Origin of the sequence: Streptomyces sp. NPDC005728 (genome assembly GCF_040630895.1) — a bacterium.
In the GTDB taxonomy this organism is placed as follows: Bacteria; Actinomycetota; Actinomycetes; order Streptomycetales; family Streptomycetaceae; genus Streptomyces.
The window spans coordinates 1-1,428 of sequence record NZ_JBEXYL010000289.1 but is presented as its reverse complement, the minus strand read 5'-3'; the positions used below and the strand labels follow the sequence as shown (position 1 = coordinate 1,428).

Annotated in this window: 1 protein-coding gene and 1 pseudogene; both read right to left on the bottom strand. The window is 68.8% G+C overall.

What is annotated here, in order from left to right:
* Positions 1–102: 102 nt before the first annotated feature.
* A pseudogene (locus ABZ471_RS48665) lies at positions 103–324 on the bottom strand (RNA-guided endonuclease TnpB family protein); the annotation flags it as partial.
* 48 nt (positions 325–372) lie between these two features.
* Positions 373–1,101, bottom strand: a complete 729-nt coding sequence (locus ABZ471_RS48660) for a VOC family protein (protein ID WP_359075620.1) — start codon at positions 1,099–1,101, stop codon at positions 373–375.
* Positions 1,102–1,428: the final 327 nt, after the last annotated feature.

The following is a 1,428-nucleotide window of genomic DNA, read 5'->3' as shown; positions in this document are numbered from 1 at the left end:
GCACGGGATGGATCAGATGCACGGTCCGGCCGTGCTTGCGGGCCATCTCCACCAGCGCCCGCTTCGCGGCTGCTGAGGAACCGACGAGCCGCCCCTCAGTCAGGGGGTTACCCGCCGGGCCTCGGTCAGCATCCGGTCCAGCACAGCCGGACCGACCCTCTCACCCGCGATATGAGCCTTCTTCGAGCGAGCCACACACTCGTTCCAGATCCACCGACACCGATCCCACTCGGCTTCCCACGCACACCGGGCCGTCTCCGACAGGCGCACACGGAAGGTGAACCGGGCATACCCAGCTTCCTCCGTGATCGCACCCGTCGTCATACACCCGAACCTACCCGGGGACACTGACAGTTGGGCTGCCTCACCCAGTCACGGAGTGGACACCGAATCGCCCTGGCGGCGATCCGGCTGCCTCCGCCCTGCTCCGCAGGAATCCGATTCCTCCCCGGTCTGAAGGCCGGGGAGTCCTCGGATGTGCCCGGTGACGTGGAACTCGTTCCCACCGGCGTCGAAGAACTCGCCGGGTTCCCAGTCGCGATGAGTGACCTCCAGGCGCACCCTGTTCCGCGCCGCCTTCGGTGCTGCGGGCGGCCCCATCACCAGCGAGACCGTGCTGGTGGGCCTCCGGCGCAGCCGGACGCCCCAGGCGTGGGACTCGACCGCGTTCCAGTCGGCCTGGGACTGCCAGAAGGCCCACTGCCCGTAGCGGTCCTCCTCGGCGACGTCGAGGCAGATCGCGACGAGGCCGGAGTCGGCGAGCACGCCGGGGTGACCGGGACGCAGCACGCAGAACTCGTTTCCCTCCGGATCGGCCAGCACGTCCCACGGGACCTCCCCCTGGCCGATGTCGACCCGCGTCGCACCGAGTGCGAGCAGGCGTGCCACCTCGGCCTCCCAGTCCGGCCCCCCAGCCAGGTCGAGGTGGAGTCGGTTCTTGTGCGCCGCCTTCGGCTCCGTAGTCGGCACGAACCGCAGCTGCAGGCCGTCCGTCCGGCCTTGCGTTGCGTCCAGCCAGAAGCGGTCCATACGCTCGACATCCAGCGCGTCGATCACGATCCCGGTCAGCATCCCGTTCCCCCAAGCCGTCGAACCCGTCACCTGCTCATTGTCGCTGCCGCTGTCGGCGTCAGGGCTGGGGCCGCAGGTCGGGACCGAGGACCAGCCCGAACAGGTCACCGGCTGGCCGGGGGGTCCCGTCGCGCGCAGCCGCCCTGCCAGGGCACCGTGACGCTCTCCTGGTCTCTCCCCCGGGGCCACGAGCCGGAGCGCCGTGAGCCGAGTGATGAGCACAAGACCCGCAACTCAACTCATTCTGAAACGATCAGGTGCGACACGAGGTCGCTCCAAGTAAGTAAGGACAGCCAGGGCAGCGCCCCATTGCTCAGCTGTCAGATCTCCGCAAGCCATCCCGAGATCGTTTCACGG